Source organism: Natronorubrum sp. A-ect3 (genome assembly GCF_041821125.1).
GTDB classification, from domain to species: Archaea; Halobacteriota; Halobacteria; order Halobacteriales; family Natrialbaceae; genus Natronorubrum; species Natronorubrum bangense.
Map to the genome: position 1 here is coordinate 639,981 of NZ_JBGUBB010000002.1, position 16,731 is coordinate 656,711.

At 60.0% G+C, this 16,731-nt stretch carries 12 protein-coding genes; 6 read left to right on the forward strand and 6 right to left on the reverse strand.

Annotated features, from left to right (window positions below):
- The first annotated feature begins 426 nt into the window (after positions 1-426).
- Positions 427-2,709 carry a tRNA(Met) cytidine acetyltransferase TmcA gene (gene tmcA / locus ACERJA_RS09850; protein WP_373608022.1) on the forward strand — a complete coding sequence of 761 codons (2,283 nt, stop codon included), beginning with the start codon at positions 427-429 and terminating at the stop codon, positions 2,707-2,709.
- A gap of 20 nt (positions 2,710-2,729) precedes the next feature.
- Here tmcA and ACERJA_RS09855 read toward each other — a convergent pair whose 3' ends face one another.
- Entirely contained in the window at positions 2,730-3,449 is a 720-nt protein-coding gene (locus ACERJA_RS09855) for an SDR family NAD(P)-dependent oxidoreductase (RefSeq protein ID WP_006064300.1), read from the reverse strand.
- A gap of 318 nt (positions 3,450-3,767) precedes the next feature.
- On the opposite strand from ACERJA_RS09855, the gene ACERJA_RS09860 reads away from it, so the two are divergent.
- Entirely contained in the window at positions 3,768-4,253 is a 486-nt protein-coding gene (locus ACERJA_RS09860; protein WP_006064301.1) for a DUF456 domain-containing protein, read from the forward strand.
- A gap of 92 nt (positions 4,254-4,345) precedes the next feature.
- The gene (locus ACERJA_RS09865) at positions 4,346-4,513 is read left to right on the forward strand and encodes a zinc ribbon domain-containing protein (protein WP_006064302.1); all 168 of its coding nucleotides are present in this window, start codon (positions 4,346-4,348) and stop codon (positions 4,511-4,513) included.
- A 184-nt stretch (positions 4,514-4,697) separates the two neighbouring features.
- Here the strand turns inward: ACERJA_RS09865 and ACERJA_RS09870 are convergent, their stop codons facing one another.
- Positions 4,698-6,428, reverse strand: coding sequence for a glutamate--tRNA ligase (locus tag ACERJA_RS09870; protein ID WP_373608023.1), 1,731 nt, complete (start codon positions 6,426-6,428; stop codon positions 4,698-4,700).
- Between the two features lie 640 nt (positions 6,429-7,068).
- Between ACERJA_RS09870 and ACERJA_RS09875 the strand changes: the two genes are divergently transcribed.
- The gene (locus tag ACERJA_RS09875) at positions 7,069-8,265 is read left to right on the forward strand and encodes a Cdc6/Cdc18 family protein (protein WP_006064304.1); all 1,197 of its coding nucleotides are present in this window, start codon (positions 7,069-7,071) and stop codon (positions 8,263-8,265) included.
- Between the two features lie 139 nt (positions 8,266-8,404).
- Here ACERJA_RS09875 and idsA3 read toward each other — a convergent pair whose 3' ends face one another.
- Both idsA3 and ACERJA_RS09885 read right to left on the reverse strand, forming a co-directional pair.
- A complete protein-coding gene (idsA3, locus tag ACERJA_RS09880; RefSeq protein WP_373608024.1) occupies positions 8,405-9,454 on the reverse strand; it encodes a geranylfarnesyl diphosphate synthase in 1,050 nt (349 codons plus the stop codon).
- 1 nt (position 9,455) lies between these two features.
- On the reverse strand, positions 9,456-10,808 hold the full coding sequence (locus ACERJA_RS09885) for an RNase J family beta-CASP ribonuclease (protein ID WP_373608025.1): 1,353 nt from the start codon (positions 10,806-10,808) through the stop codon (positions 9,456-9,458).
- Positions 10,809-11,252: 444 nt separating this feature from the next.
- Here ACERJA_RS09885 and ACERJA_RS09890 point away from each other — a divergent pair, with 444 nt between their 5' ends.
- Entirely contained in the window at positions 11,253-13,571 is a 2,319-nt protein-coding gene (locus ACERJA_RS09890; protein WP_373608026.1) for an amino acid permease, read from the forward strand.
- 93 nt (positions 13,572-13,664) lie between these two features.
- Here ACERJA_RS09890 and ACERJA_RS09895 read toward each other — a convergent pair whose 3' ends face one another.
- Together ACERJA_RS09895 and mvk are read right to left on the reverse strand one after the other, a co-directional pair.
- Positions 13,665-14,405 (reverse strand): isopentenyl phosphate kinase, encoded by a 741-nt coding sequence (locus tag ACERJA_RS09895; RefSeq protein ID WP_373608027.1) that lies wholly within the window; start codon positions 14,403-14,405, stop codon positions 13,665-13,667.
- Positions 14,402-15,388 (reverse strand): mevalonate kinase, encoded by a 987-nt coding sequence (mvk, locus tag ACERJA_RS09900; protein WP_373608029.1) that lies wholly within the window; start codon positions 15,386-15,388, stop codon positions 14,402-14,404. Before mvk ends, ACERJA_RS09895 begins: the two co-directional genes overlap by 4 nt.
- A gap of 197 nt (positions 15,389-15,585) precedes the next feature.
- Here mvk and ACERJA_RS09905 point away from each other — a divergent pair, with 197 nt between their 5' ends.
- On the forward strand, positions 15,586-16,716 hold the full coding sequence (locus tag ACERJA_RS09905; RefSeq protein WP_373608030.1) for a PQQ-binding-like beta-propeller repeat protein: 1,131 nt from the start codon (positions 15,586-15,588) through the stop codon (positions 16,714-16,716).
- Positions 16,717-16,731: the final 15 nt, after the last annotated feature.

The window sequence follows — 16,731 nt, forward strand, 5'->3', positions numbered from 1 at the left end:
CACCTCTCCTACACGTGGGCTCGCGCTCCCCTGCCGTCCGGAGCACTGGGTACTCCGTGCCGGATCAGATTCCGGCGGAAGTCCTGTAAGGCTAGGAGCATCATCAACCCCGCGTAGGGTGTACTACGCTGTAGCGCTGCCCTCCTTAAAAGCGTGTTCAAACAGCCGGGGCTATGCGATAGGCACACACAGAACCTGCTCGGTCGAAACATCGCCAAACGTGTCTGTGTATCGAGTCCCCACGTCGTGGACGGGACCAGTACGATGGCCACGGCAAGGAACGACTGAGACGGAAGGCTGTATCGGTGCGACCGCAGGACGGGTCGTGGTCTCACCGGAACTGACGGACAGCAGCCCGTACGAGTACCGCAGCTCCGACAGGTAGTGTTCCGTTGCCTATTACTCTCGAGCCCCCAAAACGAGAGCATGGACGGAGACGTCGTCGAACTCGCCGAGTCGCTGTTCGAGGAGGCGACACAGACGAACGAGCGACGGCTGCTTGTGCTAGCAGGCGAGCGTGAACACGGATACGACGCCCTCGAGTCGGTTCTCGATACGCTGCCGGTTCCGATCACAGCCACCACACTCGTTGGCCCCGACGATCGGCTACGATGTGAGCAGCTCCCGCAGTCGAACGCGAGCGAACTTCTCGGGACGACACGGGACGCGGTCGCCCTCGACGCCCACGGCGGACTCCAGCCGAACGCACTCGGGAAAGTCGTCGGAACGGTCGACGGCGGTGGCCTGCTGATCGTGCTGGCCCCGCAGCTTTCGGCGTGGCCCGACCGCCACGACGAGTTCGACGACTCCCTTGCTGTCCCCCCATTTTCACCCGCGGACGTCACTGGCCGGTTCAGACGACGACTTGTCGAGACACTGCACGTCCATCGTGGGATTGCAATCGTGAATCTCGAGACCCGACAGATCGTCGAGAACGGGCTGACGAACCCGGCCCCGCGGCTGTGCAGCACGCAGGAGACAGCGCTCGAAGCGCCGGCAGATGCCCGGTTCCCGGCTGCCACCTACGAGGCCTGCCTTACGCGCGATCAGGTCGAGGCCGTCGCAGCGTTCGAGTCGCTACTCGCGGGCGGTGATGACACAGACGGCAACAGCCAGCCTCGAGCCGTCGTCCTTGAGGCCGACCGCGGCCGAGGGAAATCTAGCGCCGCCGGACTGGCTGCAGGTGCATTCGTTGCCGACGGCATGGACGTCCTCGTGACGGCACCACGGTCGCGAAACGCCGCGGAGCTGTTCGACCGCGCCGCGGAGCTCTGTGACACACTCGAGAACTGTACCGCCAGCGTCGATGCCCGTCGACTCGAGACGAACGCCGGCGGACGGATTCGTTTTCTCGAGCCCGCCGTCGCCGTCGACCGTCTCGAGACTGCAGACATCGTCATCGTCGACGAGGCCGCGGCGCTCCCTGTCTCGGTTCTCGAGTCGCTGCTTTCGGCCGATCGCATCGCCTTCGCAACGACGATTCACGGCTACGAGGGTGCAGGGCGTGGCTTCTCGGTTCGGTTTCGGGACCGACTTGACGAGAGCGACCACGACGTCGTCGATCGAACGCTCGGCGAGCCAATCCGCTACGCGGCGGGCGACCCCGTCGAAGTATGGGCGTTTCGGGCGCTGTTGCTCGATGCGCGACCGCCAGTCGAGTCGCTGGTCGAAGACGCGACACCCGAGACCGTCACGTATCGTCGCCTCGAGCCCGACGCCTTGCTGGCCGACGAGCACCTGCTTCGCGAGGCGTTCGGGCTGCTCGTGCTCGCACACTACCAGACCGAGCCAAACGACCTCGCACGGCTCCTCGATGCGCCGAATCTCGAGGCGCGTGCACTGTGTTACGATGGGCACGTCGTCAGCGTTGCCCTGCTGGCTCGCGAGGGAGATCTTCCAGCGCCGACGCGAGCAATGATGTACGAGGGGGGCCGGGTGCGCGGCAACATGCTTCCGGACATCCTCACGAGTCAGCTCCGCGATGAGTCCGCAGGTGAGCCGGCTGGTCTCCGTGTCGTCCGCATTGCAACACATTACGCGGTGCGCTCACGCGGCCTCGGTTCGCGGCTGCTCGAGTGTGTTCGAGAGGAGTTCAACTCCCCGGTCGACTGGCTCGGCACTGGCTTCGGTACAACGCCTGGCCTCCTCGAGTTCTGGCGGGAAAACGGCTACCGAACCGTCCACGTCTCGACGACGCGCAACGACGCCAGCGGCGAGTACTCCGCGCTCATGCTCGCGCCGACGAGTGAGGCAGGCCGAGCACTGCACGACCGCCACGCTGACTGGTTCGCCCGCCGCTTTCGCGCACTCTGTACGGACGCCCTCGACGACCTCGAGCCAGATGTCGCCCGCGCGGTGTTCCGGAGCGTCGACACCGACGTCGACGACTGCGAGTTGACTGACCACGAGTGGCGACTCGTCGCCGGCGCAGCCTACGGTCCCGGTCTGTTCGATATCGATCCGGGGCCGTTTCGCCGACTCGTCGTCCGCTACTTCCTCGAGATGCCGGATACAATCGAGTTGACGGCCCGTGAGGAGCGACTGCTCGTTATGCGTGCCTTGCAGGCTCGCGAGTGGGAACGGGTGGTGGATCGTCTCGAGTACCATTCGACGAGCCAGTGTATGCGCGCGCTCGGGGATGCCGTCTGCCCGCTGGTCGACTACTACGGGTCGGCGGTTGCGCTCGAGGTTCGTGACCGGTTTCAGTAGGCTGTTCAGCGGAGTGTTACTCAGGTGAAAAGGCGCTGCATGAGACGTTCGGGAAGCGCGTTCAGGACCCAGGCAACGAGTCGCCATCGACGAGTCACGTAGACGTGATCGCGCTCGCGGTCGATCGCGCGCCGGATCTGTCTCGCCGCCGTCTCGGGCGAGCACATCCAAAACTCGCCCATCGCCATCTCAGTGTCGACGAACCCGGGTTCGACCGTCGTGATTGTCACGTCGCTCTCACGGCCGGCCTGCCGATAGCGCAGCCCCTCGAGATACGTCGAGACGAACGCTTTCGATGCGTTGTAGGCGGGTGCGCTGCCGTTGCCGAAGACGGCTGCGACCGAGGAGAGCCCAACGAGATGGCCCGCCCCACGGTCGTCGAAGTGAGCCATCGCGGCCGTCGCGAGCGCTGTGAAGCCACGGACGTTGACGTCGACCGTCTCGCGTTCGGGTTCCCACTCGAGGTCGCGGTTCAGGTGGCCGACGCCGGCGCTGATCACGACGAGGTCGACCGACGGCATCGCGTCGACGAGTTCGTCGAAGCCCTCACGAGCGTCGGTGACGTCGGTAACGTCCATCGTCGCGACGTACGCGTTCGTGGGGAGCACTGCGCCGATTTCGACCAAGCGCTCCGTCCGGCGGGCTGTGAGGCCGACCTCATAGCCTTCAGCTGCCAGTTCCTGCGCCAGTGCCTCGCCGATTCCCGAGGATGCGCCGACGACGATCGCACCGTCTGTCATAGCTATCCGTTTCGGTGACAGATGATATAGTAGCCACTGACCGCCACCATACACTCAATCGAACGACGAGAACGTGGGTTGGAGCGAACGACGTAAGCGAGATCCACTGCCAACGCGATCGATGTGTCACACGCTCCAGTTGGTACGATATACGATAGGTGCGATCTACGATACTGGTTTCGGCTCGACAGCCCCTGCAATTCCGTCTGGTCGGGACTGGGGTCATATCTCAGCCGAACCAGCATCCGGCCTTGCATCGACCGAGACGGCGGTGATGCTGGCACCACGGTTTTGGTGTCAGCACACCTCTGTAGAGTAATGGTCGACGCAATCGTCGTCGTCGCCATCGCGCTGTTGGTCGGTGGCGTCGTCGGGACAGTCATTCCGTTGGTTCCTGGCGGCCTCTTTTCGCTCGCCGGACTCGGACTCTACTGGTGGCACTCCGAGTTCACCGAGCCCGGAATCATCGCGGTCGCCGTCCTCGCTCTGCTCGGCGTGCTGACGCTCGTCGTCGAGTTCTTCGGTGGCTCGATCGCTGCGAAAGCTGGCGGCGCGTCCTGGGGAACGACTGCCGCTGCCGCGGCCGTTGGAATCGTCCTGATGCTCATCGCCGGCCCGATCGGGCTGCTCGTGGGGCTTTTCGGCACCGTCTTCACCCTCGAGTTCGCTCGGAACGGCGAGTTCGAGGCCAGCACGCGGTCTGCGTTCTACGCGACCGTTGGCACGCTCGCTTCGACGGCGACACAAGTCCTGTTGACGGGCACGATTCTGGTTGGCTTTCTCGTGGCTGTCTTCCTGCTCTAAGGACACGAGTGCTGTCGCTGTAGCTGCTTTGGACGTGGGCAACTCGCTCACTGACGGCGGTACTTATCCGTGTGCAGGACGATGTCATACCTATGAGCATGTTCGAACGGCTCGGCAAGAAAGTCGAGCGGTTGAAACAGGAAGCCGAAGCCGGCCGGGCGGACAGCGTCGAGTATCGGTGCCGTGCGTGTGGCGAAAGGTTCCACCGCGAGCAAGAGACGTGTCCCGACTGTGGGAGTCGCGAGATTGAACGAGTCTAGGAGTACAGTAGCCACGGAAGTCACTGCACACCACATCGTACGACCGCTGTGCGATGTGTGTGCACCGTTTCAGTTTCGTATAACGTACCTGTCCGAAGACGCGACAATCGACTCACCCTCTCAGAACCAGAACCGATTGTCTCAACCCTGATTCAGAGCGTCAACGCCAACACTTCCTCCGAGTTCAGGGATGCGTGTAGTAGGCAACCGTCCGTTCGTCACCGTCGGCGCTCTCGTGGCGGTCGATTCTCGCGAAGCCAACGCGTTCGAACTGGACCAGTTCGTCAGCCTCGAGCTCAGCGACGCCGGGTTCGGCCCGGCCGCGTACGTCGCCATCCATCGTCCGCAGTCGGACAGGGACGCTCTCTGCTGCTGGCACCCAGTGGATGACGTCGACATCTCCCTCACGGACCACGTCAATGTCGTCGCCGGTGTATGCAAGCGAGTCGCCGGTGTACTCGAAGCAGCCGAGGCCTTTCAGCCAGATGCGATTTTCGGCCGTTGGAATATCATCGGCCTCGAGCAAGACGGCGTCGCCGGATGGGATCGCTCGGACGCCACGGTCTTCGTGGTTGGGATGCAGTGGGGGGTTGGCTTCCGCTGGTGGGCTCCCGGCGAGCGGAATCTCGGTCCCCTCGCGGACGAAGAATCGGCGATCAGTTTCCTCGTCGATCAGATCGCGGTTGTTCGAGTAGATCGAACTCATCGCGAGATCGACATCACTGGTCGAGGTCCCCAACTCGACCATCGAATCGACGATTGCCTCGCCGCGGATACCACGTCGCCGGAGACTTTTGAGTGTCGGCGCGCGTGGGTCGTCCCAGCCGTCGAGTTCGCCGTCCTCGATCAGCGCTGAGATCGTGGACGTGCTCACCTTCACGTCGTAGTCGTCGAGTTGGACGTGGCCCCAGTGGATGACTTCGGGGTACTCCCAGTCGAAGTAGTCGTAGACGAACTGCTGGCGTTTCGCGGAGTCTTGCAGGTCAATCCCGCGAATGATGTGGGTCATTCCGAGCAGGTGGTCGTCGACGCCCGACTGGAAATCCAGCATCGGCCAGCAGCGATACTCGCTGGCTTCCTCACGGGGGTGTGGCGTGTCGATCATCCGGAACGCAACCCAGTCACGCAGTGCTGGGTTTTTGTGCTCGATGTCGGTCTTTACGCGGAGGACCATCTCGCCACTGCTGTACTCGCCATCGATCATGTCCTCGAACTCCTCGAGGACGGTCTCGACGTCTTTGTCGCGGTGTGGACACGGCTCGCCAGCGTTTTTCAGCTCCGAGAACTCCTCGCCACTACAGGAGCACGTGTAGGCCCCGCCCATCTCGATCAGTTCGCGGGCGTGCTCGTAGTAGGTCTCGAGTCGGTCGCTGGCCCGATAGATCTCGTCAGGTTCGAAGCCGAGATAGTCGAGATCCTCGAGGATTGCGTCGTACGCCTCCATATCCGGTCGTTTCGTTTCGGGATCGGTGTCGTCGAAGCGGACACAGAACCAGCCGTCGTAGCGCTCGCGATAGGTGCCGATGACGGCGGGCATCCGTGCGTGGCCGACGTGCCACGGCCCGTTCGGGTTCGGCGCACATCGCATGCGGATCTCGTCGTACTCGTCTGCGTTCGGCAGCTCCGGCAGATCGTGTTCGTCTTCTTCGTCTTCGGCTTCGATCTCGGCGAGTTCCTCGGGGGCGAGGTCTTCGAGTCGGGCCCGTTTTTCCTCGTATGTGAAGTCGTTGACCCGGCCGATGACGCCGCCAGCGACTCCCGGAATCTCGTCGCCGTGCTCGCGGAACTCGGGGTTGTCGCCCATCAGCGGCCCCATGATCGCGCCGACGTCGGCATCGCTCTCGTGTTTGACGGCGTTCAACAGCGCGTGCTTCTCTGCCTCGCGCTCGACGCGCTCTCGTAACTCGTCGTTCATTACCGAGACGTATTCGGCCCCGAACCAAAACCTCCGCGATGTTTGCCCGAGTAGGTGACACTCGAGAGCCGAACTGCAGACAGTTGTGGTGATGTTTGGCTCAGCTCCGCTGGTGTTCGGTCCGGAAGAGGCGGTCGGCTATCCAGATGCGCCCAGACACACCCCGGAGTGCCGATGTAAATCCTCCGAGAGTGAGCCCACCAGCGATTCTAGCGGTGAAATAGGAATATTCATCGATTTCCTTCATACAGCAATACCAAAGCGTATAAATAACCGACCTTCGATATCGGTCATACGAGAGTCACAGCAGTTGAGTTGTGACGTCGGTCACAACGTGTCCAGCCGAAACACGTGTGCCTTCTCGCCCGTTGTTCCGTCCGGTGCCACGTCGCTGAATCGGTCTTTCCAGCGGTTCCCGTGGACACGCTCGGAACAGTTACATCGGCACTCCGGGGTGGGTGTGTTCCATCCTACCGCGCTACACTGGCACTCCGGTCCAGTTACACTGGCACTGGGGAGTGGCTAAAATGCAGTTAGTGGGTCTGAAACGCTATTCTAATAGAATTACATCGGCACTTCGGTGTGTTTACATCGGCACTGAGGAGTTAGCGTTAAGTAGTCGCTCGGACATTGCCGACGTATGTCCGGCTCAGAGTCGTTTTTCGACAACCAAAACTACATCTTTGCCAACAAGGATCTGCTCCGCATCTCCCATCTCGTCGAAGGCGATCGAATTATCGGCCGACAGGACGAACTCAACAGTCTCGCACAGGCACTCAAAGACGCCGTTCAGGGACAGACGCCGAATCACGTCCTGATCTACGGCAAGACGGGAACGGGCAAATCGCTCTGCTCGAAGTATATTACGAAGGACCTTCGCTCGAGTGCCGCAAAAAACGACGTCTCGATCGGTGTCGCCTACATCGACTGTCTCCAACACGCGACGGAGACGCAGGCAGTGCGGACGATCGCCCGCGAACTCAACGACGAGGCTGAGACGGGAGTCACGATTCCCGCTTCCGGGCTGAGTACAGGGGAGTACTACCGTCGGCTCTGGAACGTCCTCGACGGACGGTTCGACGTTGGCATCATCATTTTAGACGAGGTTGACAAGATCGGCGACGACAACATTCTGATGCAGCTCTCTCGAGCCGTCGAATCCGGGAAACTCGAGGAGAGCACGCTCGGAATTATTGGGATCAGCAACAAGATCCGGTACAAAGAGGAACTCAACGAGCGCGTCAAATCCAGTCTGAGCGAACGGGATTACGTCTTCCCACCGTATGACGCGAACCAACTCAGGGCGATTCTCGAGTCGCGCAAGGATGCGTTCCAAGATGGCGTCCTCGAGGATTCGGTCATCCCGCGCGTGGCAGCGCTGGCCGCGAAAGAACACGGCGACGCACGAAAAGCGATCGACATTCTCCGCTACGCCGGGGAGATCGCCGACGAGAACGGCGCCGAAACCGTCACTGAAGAACACGTCAACCAGGCCCATACTCGAGAGGAACAGAATCGGCTGGCAGAACTCATCTCGAAACAGCCGCCACACTCGAAACTGCTTCTCCAGGCGCTTGCGTTCCAGACCCAACAGGCCCCGGACGACGACCCGGCGATTCCGACGGCGGACATCTACTCAACCTACGAGGTCCTCTGCGAACAGGAAGGCTCTGACCCGCTTCGAATCCGACGCGTCCGTGAGTTGCTCAGCGAACTGGCGTTTCTCTCGATTATCGAACAGACCCGGAAAGGACGTGGCCACGGGAAGGGTGCACACACGATTCACGAACTCGTCGACAACCCAGAACTCGTGCTCAAAGCCTGCAAGTCGATCTAGCGACGACTGTCGCAGTTCTCATCCGACAGTCCGTGGCGAATATTCTCAAACAGAGCGGCACACAGTCTCTCACCCCAACGTGGAGTCTGACAGTACAAAAGAGCTCACTCGAGTCGCGTGACCGCGAGTCGAACCGGGGTTAGTAGCCGCGTTCGATCAGGTAGTCTGCGATCTCACAGAGCAGGTCACGGGCCTCGTTGTCCGGAAGAACCTCGAGTCGCGCTTTCCCTTGTTCGACTAGCTCCTGAGCAGTCTCGTTCGCGTAGCTGATCGAGCCGGCGGCCTCGAGTTTGGCGACGGCGTCGTCGATTTCGGCTTCGGTGACGGCGTCGACGTCGTTCGTGTCGATGAGTCCCTCGATATCGACACCCTGGCTGCGGGCGTGGACGGTGATCAGCGTCTGTTTGTTCTCGACGAGGTCGCTGCCGCGCTGTTTACCGAGTTTCTCGCTTGGGACGGTCAGATCGAGCACGTCGTCTTGGATCTGGAACGCCCGGCCGATATCGAGTCCGTAGCCGTATAGCGCGTCGATCGTTTCGTCGTCAGCACCGAGTAAGATCGCGGGCAGACACGCCGAGGCAGCGTACAGCACGGCGGTCTTCTGCTCGACCATCTCGAGGTACTCCTCGGGGGAGACTTCTGCGCGGTTTTCGAAGGTGACGTCGAGCGATTGGCCCTCACAGATCTTCGTACACGTCGTCGCGAGGACCTCGAGCGCTTCGACTGCACGCTCGGGTTTTGCGCCCGTCTCGAGCATGATCTCGAACGCTTTCGAGTAGAGCGTGTCGCCGGCGAGAATCGCGGTCTCGAGGTCGTACTCCTTGTGGACGGCGGGGACGCCACGTCGAAGGTCGTCGTCGTCCATGATGTCGTCGTGGATGAGCGTAAACGACTGGATGACTTCGACGCTGACGGCGGCGTCCATGATGTCGATCGTCTCGCCATCGAGGGTTGGGAACTCGCGGTAGTCGACAGTGAGTGGGTCGACATTCGCGAGCGCTTCTGCCGTTGTGAGTAAGACGGTGGGTCGGAGCCGCTTGCCGCCAGCATCGAGCAGGTACCGCGACGCTTCGTAGAGTCGCTCTGGCCGCTGGATCGGCAGCTCCTCTGGGATGGCCTCGTTGACCAACTCGCGGCGCTTGCGGACCGCCTCGAGCACCGCCTTTTCTCGTGCCTCTGGGGTTGTCATATCAGTCGACAAGCTGGATGAGGTTCCCGTTGCGCGTGACGTGGATGTCACGTCCGACCTGATAGCCCTCGCTCTCACAGAGGTTCACGTAGCCGGAGAACCCTTTGAGATCCTGGTGAGCAGGGATGATGTGCTGGGGCTGGAGCGCATCAAGCATCTCGTAGTGACCTTCCTGATTCAGGTGGCCCGAGACGTGGATATCGTCGTAGATCCGGGCACCCTGCATACCGAGCAGTTTCTCAGCCTGATAGCGCTGACCCTCGTTGGTCGGCTCCGGGATGACGCGAGCGGAGAAGACGACCTTGTCGCCGTCGTCCAGCTCGTAAGGCGTCTCGCCGCGAGCCATTCGGGTCAACATTGCGCGTGGTTCGCCCTGGTGGCCGGTGACGACGGGCAGGTAGTCCTCTTTGCCCTCGTTCATGATCCGTTTGAACGTCCGGTCGACGGATTTGCGGTGGCCGAACATCCCGAGGTCCTCCGGGAAGTCAACGAAGTCGAGTCGCTCTGCAGTGCCCGAGTACTTCTCCATCGAGCGACCGAGCAAGACTGGCTGTCGACCGATATCCTTGGCGAACTCGACGAGGCTCGTCACACGTGCGATGTGACTCGAGAACGTCGTGGCGACGATCCCGCCGTCGTAATCTTCCATGCTGTAGAGCACGTCCCGAAGGTGTTCGCGGGCGACGTTCTCCGAGGGCGTTCGGCCCTTCTTGTTCGCGTTGGTACAGTCCTCGATGTAACACAGTACACCCTCTCCTTCGCGGCCGATCTCACGGAACCGCTTCATGTCGATCGGGTCGCCGATGACCGGCGTGTGGTCCATCCGTTTGTCCAGTCCGTAGACGACTGCGCCCTCTGGCGTGTGGAGAACTGGGTTGATCGCGTCGATGATCGAGTGGGTCACGTTGACGAACTCGAGTTCGACCTTGCCGGAGTCGCCGATCGACATCGTCTCGCCGGCGTCCATCTTGATCAGGTCGTTCTCGACGCCGAACTTCTGTTCGCCCTCGATCTGCTGTTTGACCAGTTCGATCGTAAACGGCGTCGCGACGACCGGCGCGTTGTATCGGTGAGCGAGTTTGCTGATCGCCCCGATGTGGTCTAAGTGCCCGTGAGTTGGGACGATTGCCTGGACGTCGCCTTCCAAGTCGGACATGATCCGGTCGTCGGGGATCGCGCCCATGTCGATCAGGTCTAAGCTGTGCATCCGTTCGGTTTCGACGTTGTCGTGGATCAGAACCTGCGAGAGGTTCAGGCCCATGTCAAAGATGACGACGTCGTCACCGGCGCGGACGGCAGTCATCTGCCGTCCAACTTCTTCGTAGCCGCCGATTGTTGCAATTTCGATTTCCATGGTTCGTTGTACTGAAAGCCGCGTGGTGGACTCTCATCGAAACGGTCCGCGGACTCCCGGTTTTGCGGCCCCGGCGTCTTACAGCACGTCGGCCATCCCGCTATGCGAACGTGGAGGCTGTTCCTCCAACTGACTCACGATAGTCGCGAATCTCGAACGCACTTGCCCGCGGGTTTCGCTAATTCGTCCATACACGCCCGGGTGTTAAAAACGCAGTGGGTTGGTCGCCTTCGCCCGCATACGTCCCGCTTTGGCGGCGAGTGTGAAACGCAGCGCACGCGGCCCGCTGGAGCCACGACAGGCGATATCACTCGAGGAATAAAATCAACCACATGAGTACTATATTCCGTATCATTATCCCATATTTTTGTTAACTGTGTTCTATGAAGACATACGAATTATCAATAAGAATCTTTTGTAACGTCCGCACAGAACAGCTACTCGATGGCGAAGGATCTCGAGCGTGATCTCGGGTTGTTTGCCGTAATCGCGATCAGTATGGGGGCGATGATCGGCAGCGGGATCTTCATCTTACCAGGCGTTGCGATGGCCGAAGCAGGGCCAGCTGTGATCCTTGCGTTCGTGATCGCAGCGATTCTCGTCGTGCCAGCAGCACTCAGTATCGCCGAACTCGGCACGGCAATGCCCGAGGCCGGCGGTGACTACGTCTTCATCGAACGAGGGCTGGGACCGTCGTTCGGGACGATCGCCGGCCTCGGCACGTGGCTCATGCTCATGCTGAAAGGATCGCTTGCGCTCTACGGTGGCATGTTCTACGTCAACTTCATCTACCAGCTCCCAACGTGGGAAATCGCGATTCCGGCACTCGAGGCGGGCCTGACGATCCCCGGCGTGCGCGCACTCGGAATCACATTTGCAATCGTGCTGATCGCGGTCAATCTGGTCGGCGTCAAACAGACTGGCGGACTCCAGTTGATTATGGTGATGGTCATGCTTGCGATCCTCTCGGCGTTCGTCGTCGGCTCGATCGTCCAGGTCGAAGGTGCGAACTACGATCCGTTCTGGCCGGACGATGGGATAGACGGTGTTCTCAGCGCGACTGCACTCGTGCTTGTCTCGTATGCCGGGGTCACGAAGGTCGCTGCTGTTGCCGAAGAGATCGAAAACCCCGGCCGAAACCTCCCGCTAGGACTGTTCATCTCACTTATCGCGACGGCCTTTCTGTACGCGTTACTCGTGTTCGTCCTGGTCGGCGTGGTCGAAGGACCTGAACTGACTGGGACAGAAGAGCCAATGGCTGTCGCGACGGAACTCCTCTTCGGAGCGGCAACGATCCCTGTTCCGATTGTTGGGACCCTTCCTGCTGGATCGTTCGCCGTCGCGGCGATCGTGCTTGCTGCCCTCCTCGCACTCGTCAGCACGGCTAACGCAGGGATTCTGACGGCCTCCCGGTATCCACTCGCACTCAGTCGCGACAAGCTCTTTCTCGAGGTGTTCGAGTATATCCACCCGCGCTTTTCGACGCCGTTCGTCGCCATTCTCACCACTGGTGCGATCATCATCTTTATTGTCGCCACACAGGAAGTCGACGAAATCGCCAAGATGGCCGGTGCGTTTCAGATCCTCGTCTACATCCTCGTCTGTGGGGCGCTGATCGCCTTTCGCGAGCACAACCTCGAGTGGTACGATCCGGAGTTCCAGACGCCAGGCTATCCCTGGATACAGCTGTTCGGCATCCTCTCGGGAATCTTCATCATCACACAGATGGACGCCCAAGAGATCATCGGCTCGGTCGGAATCGTCGTCTTCGGCTTCCTCTGGTTCCGATGGTACGCCAAAGACAGGATCGAACGCGAAGGTGCCGCCAAAGGTCTCGCCCGCCGTGAAGCCGGGAAACAGTTCGTTCGCGACACCGAAGAACAACTCGAGCGCGAGGACCGCTTCGAGATGTTGATCCCGCTTCGCCGGGACGTGACTCGCGAGCAAGAAGACGCGTTGATCCAGTTAGCCGCACCGATCGTGCGCCGTCGAGGCGGGCGAATCCGTGTTGTCCGGTTCGATGAAGTTCCCGACCAAGTGCCACTCGATACCGCCGCCAAAACGCTCTCCGAAACCGATCTCGAGTTCGAACAGCGGACTGACGAACTTGTTCAGGATCTCGAGGTTCCTGTCGAGGTCGGAGAGATCGTCAGCCACGATACGCGCCATGCGGTCGTCAACTTTGCCGAGCGAATCGGCGCCGATCTCGTCCTCGCCAGACAAGAGGCGACCAGTCGCCTGGGGACTCTCTTCGGCCGGGATACCGACTGGATCATGGAACACGCTCCCTGTGATGTCGCCTTCGTCCAGCATGCTCAGCGAGTTTCCGTCGACGAGATCGCCGTCGTTACTGACCGCAGCCCGTTTAACGACCCGCTCAAGGTCGAACTCGCGGATGCGATGGCAGACGTCCTCGGGGCCCGCATTCGGTTCCTCTTTGCCGTCTCCGAGAACGCACCCGACGAACTGCTTGAGACCATCGCGGACTACCATGCGGAACTCGACGCGCTCTGTACCGTCCCCGTCGAGTCGTCGATCGTTCGTTCGGACGATGCGGTTGACGGTCTCTCTGAGGCGCTCGAGCCGTCCGATATCGTCATCCTGAGCACCGTCACACATCGGCGGCTGCCCGATCTGCTCATCGAACAGCGCTCAGATCGTCTCGCCGCAGCCATCGAGCAACCGGCGTTGCTCGTTCACTCCAAAGAGACCCGCCGCGGGTCGTTCCTCCGGCCGATCCTCGAGCGCGTACTGTTCGACTGACGTACAGCGATCGTCGCCACCGCCCGTCACTGCAAACCCGTTCACAGGATGGCTGTGCGCTGGGCGAGAAAATCGGTTCAGTCGTTCGGAAAACTACTCGATCGTCGTCCCCGGGTTCGCTCCCTCGAGAAACGACGCTAGCCCCTCGAGCCCGAAGATCGACGCTTCGGCGTCGAGTGCAAGCAATGCCTGGACCTTCGCTGCCATCCCGCCGGTGACGTCAGTCGTATCACTGGCTCCAAGCACCGATGCGACGTCCTCATAAGCCGAAATCCGATCGATAACCGCATCATCCGCATTCAACACCCCGGGGACTGTCGAACAGAGTCCGATTCGATCTGCGGCGAGATCACGAGCCAGTTCAGCAACCAGCTCGTCGCCGCTGACAATGGTCGCGCCTGCGCCAGCGTGAGCGATCACGTCGCCGTGGAGCACGGGGACGAACCCCTCCGACAGCATCGTCTCGATCTGGGCAGCCGGCAACTCGAGGGTGCCATCATCGTCGCGGTGAGCGGTCGAGAACGGATGAACCGGCACCGCCTGCACGCCGCGCTCGAGCAGTCGGCTGAGGACGAACTGATTTAACGTCTTCATCGCGCCGTGAATCTCGAGAACCGCCGCAGCGTCGTGTGTTCCGTCAGTCGTGCTCACGCCGTGTTCGCTGGCGTTGTGGTGGCCGAAACTGCCGCCGCCGTGAACGATCACGAGGTCATCGTCGTTAGCCGCCAGCGCGTTCTCAATGGCGTCGGCGGCCTGCTCGAGTGCATCGCCGTCGAGCGTTTCAGGTCGCTCTTTGTCCGTAATGACGCTCCCGCCAAGTTTCAGAACGATCATTCGAGCCGTTCGACCCCCGTTTCAGAAAGCTCAGCACGGAACGCGTCCGCACAGCCTGGCGTGTACGATAGCGCAGTCTCGGTCTCGTCGGTCGGATCAAGCGCGACGATACAGCCGCCGCCGCCGGCACCTGTTAGCTTCGCGCCCGCTGCACCGGCGTCGCGAGCCGCCCAGACCATCGAATCGAGCGAGCGAGAGGAGACTCCGAGCGCCGAGAGCAGTCCGTGATTGAAATTCATTAGCCGGCCGAGTTCCTCGAGATCGCCCGCAGCGAGTGCTTTCTCACCGTTTCTGACGATATCGCCGATCGCATCGACCGTGTCCGCCGCAAACTCATACTCCTCGCGGAGACTCCGTACGCCAGCCACGAGTTCCCCGGTATCTCCGGCACCGCCGTCGAAACCGATAACGAGGGGCAGATCGGGAGCCTCAAGCGACCGACAGCTATCCCCCTCAACTCGAACAGCACCACCAGTGGCCGAACAGAACGTATCGGCCCGAGACGCCTGTCCGCCCTGTACCTCGTACTCGGTCTGGTAGGCTCGCTCAGCGAGTTCGTCAACCTCGAGTGTCGTCCCGAGCTCGCGAGTCCCGGCGTCGATTGCGGCGACCGCGACCGCCGCAGACGAGCCAAGCCCTGCACCAAGCGGGATATCACTCTCGATTGTCACGTCGAAACCGACGTCTTTCTCGCCCGTCACGTCCCGCACTTGTTCGATCGCACCGTCGACGTACCCCATCGCTGCGGTCAGCAGCGACTCCGAGACGTCCACGTCGGGCGGCCCGTCTGCCGTCCCGCCGTACTCCACCGTAAACCCATCTAGACTGAGGTCTTCGGCATGAATGCGCAGTTTGCTATCCGTCCGTCGTTCCACACCGACCCGTGCTCGTACCTCGATGGCACACGGAACAGCGGGCTCGCCGTAGACTACTGCGTGCTCCCCAAATAAGTACACCTTGCCGGGAGCGCTCGAGACTGCCATATCCAGCCGTTCGCACGAGGACGGTTAATAACTATCTTCTCGAGTGAGCAGTGACACGCATTCGTAGAGTTCTATTCCCGACAAAAATTCAGACACCAATGGTTATTTATTTGGCCACTTTGAACGAAACGATAATGGTTACTCAGCTGTCACGCCGACGGTGGCTCGAAACGTGTGCAACTGTTGCAGGGACAACAGTGATTGCTGGCTGTTCTGGAAGCGATGAAAGTGAGGGTAGAGAAGACGGGCATGGAGACAGCGACGGTGACGAATCCTCGAGCAGTGACTGGCCGATGTATGGTGTTGATCTGCAGAACACGGGACATCACCCGGATGCAAGAGGTCCGGATGGTAATGAAGTTACAGAACGGCCGTTGCTGGATTTGAATGGGATTAGTTTTGATCCTGTTTGTATTGTTGATGGAATCGCATACGGCCACACTACTGCAGGCAAAATATATGCACTAAATCTCGAAACGGAAGAACGGCTCTGGGAGACAGAACGGACAGGTTATCCAATTGTATTTGATGGAATGGTCTACGGTCCAACAACAGATATGCGTGTTCACGGCTACGACACTAAGACCGGAAACCGTTGGGAGTCGGAAAAACTTGAATCTGTAGGAGGGCTTGGGCGTCCATTGCCAACTCAAAATGGGATTTTTGTTACCACGTCTGAAGAAGTCTGGCGGATTAATCCAAACACTGGCGAGTATACACAGGTTATCGAAATACCACCCTATATTGGCGGGTCCAACGATTGGCCAGCATTCCTTGATGATACGCTGTACACTGTCCGCGGGTCAGAACTCCATGCGCTGAACGTTGAAACGTCTGAAATCGATTGGACGTTTGAACCAGAAAATAAGGGAAGCATGATAGATAGCAATCCAGCGATTGGTGACGGAGCAGTTTATTTGGCGAGTCGAGATCAGAATCTACATGCAATTGACATTGAGTCTGGAGAAGAAATTTGGAGAGTTGATACTGACACTAGAGTTGAAGCGAGTCCATCTATTATGGACAATCTTGTCTACCTCAGCGAACCAAATCACATAATCGCTGTTGATGCCGAGAGTGGTGAGATAGAATGGGAGCAAAAGAGTCTAACTGGGACTCCTGTAGATGTTATAGTAGCAGATAATACATGTTATGCAGCATCTAGATTTGGCATTTGGGCGTACGATGCACGATCGGGTAAGCTTGATTGGAAATATGAAATTCCAAATGAGAGCGATATTGGTTTTATTGCACCACCAGTAGTTTATGATGGATCGATTTATGTCTCATCAAACGATGAAACTCTACGTGTAATTGAAAACGTTTGAATCAATACAGGATTT

What these genes read in the sequence shown, in the direction of transcription:
- tmcA (WP_373608022.1), top strand. Translation starts at nt 427, where the DNA reads ATGGACGGAGACGTCGTCGAACTCGCCGAGTCGCTGTTCGAGGAGGCG.
- ACERJA_RS09855 (WP_006064300.1), bottom strand. Translation starts at nt 3,449, where the DNA reads ATGACAGACGGTGCGATCGTCGTCGGCGCATCCTCGGGAATCGGCGAG.
- ACERJA_RS09860 (WP_006064301.1), top strand. Translation starts at nt 3,768, where the DNA reads ATGGTCGACGCAATCGTCGTCGTCGCCATCGCGCTGTTGGTCGGTGGC.
- ACERJA_RS09865 (WP_006064302.1), top strand. Translation starts at nt 4,346, where the DNA reads ATGAGCATGTTCGAACGGCTCGGCAAGAAAGTCGAGCGGTTGAAACAG.
- ACERJA_RS09870 (WP_373608023.1), bottom strand. Translation starts at nt 6,428, where the DNA reads ATGAACGACGAGTTACGAGAGCGCGTCGAGCGCGAGGCAGAGAAGCAC.
- ACERJA_RS09875 (WP_006064304.1), top strand. Translation starts at nt 7,069, where the DNA reads ATGTCCGGCTCAGAGTCGTTTTTCGACAACCAAAACTACATCTTTGCC.
- idsA3 (WP_373608024.1), bottom strand. Translation starts at nt 9,454, where the DNA reads ATGACAACCCCAGAGGCACGAGAAAAGGCGGTGCTCGAGGCGGTCCGC.
- ACERJA_RS09885 (WP_373608025.1), bottom strand. Translation starts at nt 10,808, where the DNA reads ATGGAAATCGAAATTGCAACAATCGGCGGCTACGAAGAAGTTGGACGG.
- ACERJA_RS09890 (WP_373608026.1), top strand. Translation starts at nt 11,253, where the DNA reads ATGGCGAAGGATCTCGAGCGTGATCTCGGGTTGTTTGCCGTAATCGCG.
- ACERJA_RS09895 (WP_373608027.1), bottom strand. Translation starts at nt 14,405, where the DNA reads ATGATCGTTCTGAAACTTGGCGGGAGCGTCATTACGGACAAAGAGCGA.
- mvk (WP_373608029.1), bottom strand. Translation starts at nt 15,388, where the DNA reads ATGGCAGTCTCGAGCGCTCCCGGCAAGGTGTACTTATTTGGGGAGCAC.